Raw genomic sequence first — 2,481 nt, 5'->3', positions numbered from 1 at the left:
GGAACGTCGCCTCGCCACGGCGCGAGAGCGCGCCGACCGGGCACGCGAGCGCGTCGAGGGGCTGCGGGCCGACCTCGCGCGCGCCGAGGCCGAGGCCGACGAGGCGGACGACCTCGCGCAGCAGCGCGAGAGCGAGCAGAAAGAAGCCGCCGCGGCGACGCGCGCCGCGCAGCGCGCGGTGGAGCGGGCCGAGGCCGCCCGAGCGGAAGGGACGGACGCGTGATCCCGACACTCTTCGACGAGGTGCGGGCACGCCTGGCGGACGCGCCGCGCGAACGGCTCGGCGAGCTCCAGGAGGGACGCCGGGTGCTCGGCATCCCCCGCCCGCCGCGCATCGTGGCGCGCGGAACCGCGTGGCACCTCGGCGTGCTGCTGCTCACCGACGACGCTGTGCTCGCCACCGGCGACATCGTGCGTTCGCGCGCCGAGGTGCGCCGGGGATTCGCGGCCGAGTCGCAGCGCCGACGAGCGGAACTCGCGGCCGCGGCCGCGCGCGGAGGAGTCCCCGAGGGGGAGACGGTCCACATCGAATGGCATCCGATCGACCTCTCCGCCCTCGGCGAACGCTCGACGCCGCTCGCGATACGCGAGGGAGAACCGCTCGTCCGCTGGAGCGCGGCAGGCGGTTTCCTACCGCTCGAGCGGTACCTCGACGAGCGCGTCGAGCTGCTGCGCCATCCGCCCGAACGCGCATAGTCGGGGCCGGGGCGGGTGTCAACAGCGATGACGCGCCCCGTCGGGGAAACAACGCTGGTCTATCGTGAGCGACGTGCAGCAGGTATGGCCAGGATCCAGTTATCCCCTCGGGGCCACTTACGACGGTAACGGGACGAACTTCGCCCTGTTCAGTGAAGGAGCGGAGAAGGTCGAGCTCTGCCTCTTCGACGAGAACGGGAAGGAGACGTGCTTCGAGCTGATCGACGTCGACGCGTTCGTCTGGCATGCGTATCTCCCGAACATCCAACCGGGACAGCGATACGGGTACCGCGTTCACGGGGAGTACGACCCCGCGAACGGCAAGCGCTACAACGCGAGCAAGCTCCTGCTCGACCCGTACGCGAAGGCCGTCGAAGGTCAGGTCGACTGGGGCCAGCCCGTCTTCAGCTACGAGTTCGGCGATCCCGACTCGTTCAACGACGAGGACTCGGCCGCGCACATGATGAAGGGCGTGGTCATCAACCCGTTCTTCGACTGGTCGGGCGACCGCCAGCCCAAGACCCCCTACTCCGAGACGTTCATCTACGAGGCCCACGTCAAGGGCCTGACCCAGCTGCATCCCGACGTTCCGGAAGAGCTGCGCGGCACCTACGCGGGCATCGCGCACCCGGCCGTCATCGACCACCTGCGAAAGCTCGGCGTCACCGCGATCGAGCTCATGCCCGTGCACCAGTTCGTCAACGACTCCACCCTCGAAGAAAAGGGGCTGTCGAACTACTGGGGCTACAACACCATCGCGTTCCTCGCGCCGCAGAACACCTACTCCTCGACCGGCGATCACGGTCAGCAGGTGCAGGAGTTCAAGGCGATGGTCAAGGCGCTGCACGCGGCGGGCATCGAGGTCATCCTCGACGTGGTCTACAACCACACCGCCGAGGGCAACCACATGGGCCCGACCCTGTCGATGCGCGGCATCGACAACGAGGCGTACTACCGCCTCGAAGAGGACGACAAGCGGTACTACACCGACTACACGGGCACCGGCAACAGCATGAACGTCGGCAACCCCCACACGCTGCAGCTCATCATGGACTCGCTGCGGTACTGGGTTCTCGAGATGCACGTCGACGGCTTCCGCTTCGACCTCGCCTCGACCCTCGCGCGCGAGTTCTACGAGGTGGACAAGCTCGCGACCTTCTTCGAGCTCGTGCAGCAGGACCCGGTGGTCTCGCAGGTCAAGCTCATCGCCGAGCCCTGGGACGTCGGCCCCGGCGGCTACCAGGTCGGCAACTTCCCGCCCCAGTGGACGGAGTGGAACGGCAAGTACCGCGACACCGTCCGCGACTTCTGGCGTGGTGAGCCGCAGGCGCTCGCCGAGTTCGCATCGCGCCTCACGGGGTCCGCCGACCTGTACGAGCACTCGGGGCGCTTCCCCGTGGCATCCATCAACTTCGTCACCGCGCACGACGGCTTCACGCTGCGCGACCTCGTCTCGTACAACGAGAAGCACAACGAGGCCAACGGCGAAGACAACAACGACGGCGAATCGCACAACCGCTCGAGCAACATGGGTGTCGAAGGACCCACCGACGACCCCGAGGTGCTCAAGCGCCGGGCGCAGCAGCAGCGCAACTTCATCGCCACGCTTTTGCTCAGCCAGGGCGTGCCGATGCTGCTGCACGGCGACGAGCTCGGCCGCACGCAGGGCGGCAACAACAACGGCTACGCGCAGGACAACGAGATCACCTGGGTGGACTGGTCGAATGTCGACCACCCGCTCATCGAGTTCACCGCGGCCCTCGCGCGACTGCGCAAGCAGCACCC

At 68.0% G+C, this 2,481-nt stretch carries 2 protein-coding genes and 1 pseudogene; all 3 read left to right on the top strand.

Translation table 11 applies throughout. The features are described from left to right. Positions 1 to 223 (top strand): annotated as a pseudogene (locus tag P2P98_RS14800) (transposase); the annotation flags it as partial. Further along, entirely contained in the window at positions 220 to 696 is a 477-nt protein-coding gene (locus P2P98_RS14795) for a glutaminase (RefSeq protein WP_275800875.1), read from the top strand. The pseudogene P2P98_RS14800 and the gene P2P98_RS14795, both read left to right, overlap by 4 nt. A 64-nt stretch (positions 697 to 760) precedes the next feature. Further along, a partial coding sequence (gene glgX, locus P2P98_RS14790) for a glycogen debranching protein GlgX (protein WP_275800874.1) occupies positions 761 to 2,481 on the top strand: 1,721 nt, incomplete at its 3' end.

This window comes from Microbacterium sp. Kw_RZR3 (assembly GCF_029222405.1).
In the GTDB taxonomy this organism is placed as follows: Bacteria; Actinomycetota; Actinomycetes; order Actinomycetales; family Microbacteriaceae; genus Microbacterium.
The sequence above is the reverse complement of the archived record's forward strand: the minus strand, read 5'-3'. Positions and strand labels throughout refer to the sequence as shown.